Below are 471 nucleotides of genomic sequence, written 5' to 3' on the forward strand. Positions count from 1 at the left end.
CGCAGCGCGGAGACGCGAAGGCGATTTCGTCCTTCACCTTCACGCCCAAGGCCGTCGTCGAAACCGAGGAGGGGGAGGTGTTCCTCGGAGACATCCGCACGGACAAGGGCACCAGCATGGAAGGGGCACGGCTGCCTCGGCGCGCCTTCAACTCGCGTAAGGAGCTGCTGCACCACCTGCCCTCAGTCCACACCCAGTGGACGGGCAGCGACAACAACGTGCAGGGGCTTCTGCGCTCGGTGGCGCGGCGTGCGGTGCCGCGGCTGCCGGGCACCAGCGTCCTGGGGGACTTCAACCGCGATGGTCTCCGCGTGTGGGTGGCGCCCGGATGCACCATTGGGAAAGAGGGCTTTCTCTCCCCGTCGCCCGTGGCGTACCTGCCCAATGGGGCGTCCCTCGAGTCGCGCGTCCGCTACGAGGCCACGGACGACGACAGCTTCCACGACGTGGCGCGCACGGTTTTCGAGTACC

The 471-nt window shown here is 68.2% G+C and carries 1 pseudogene; it reads left to right on the forward strand.

What is annotated here, in order from left to right:
* Positions 1–471 (forward strand): annotated as a pseudogene (locus tag FJV41_RS50240) (hypothetical protein); the annotation flags it as partial.

This window comes from Myxococcus llanfairpwllgwyngyllgogerychwyrndrobwllllantysiliogogogochensis, assembly GCF_006636215.1.
Lineage (GTDB): Bacteria > Myxococcota > Myxococcia > Myxococcales > Myxococcaceae > Myxococcus > Myxococcus llanfairpwllgwyngyllgogerychwyrndrobwllllantysiliogogogochensis.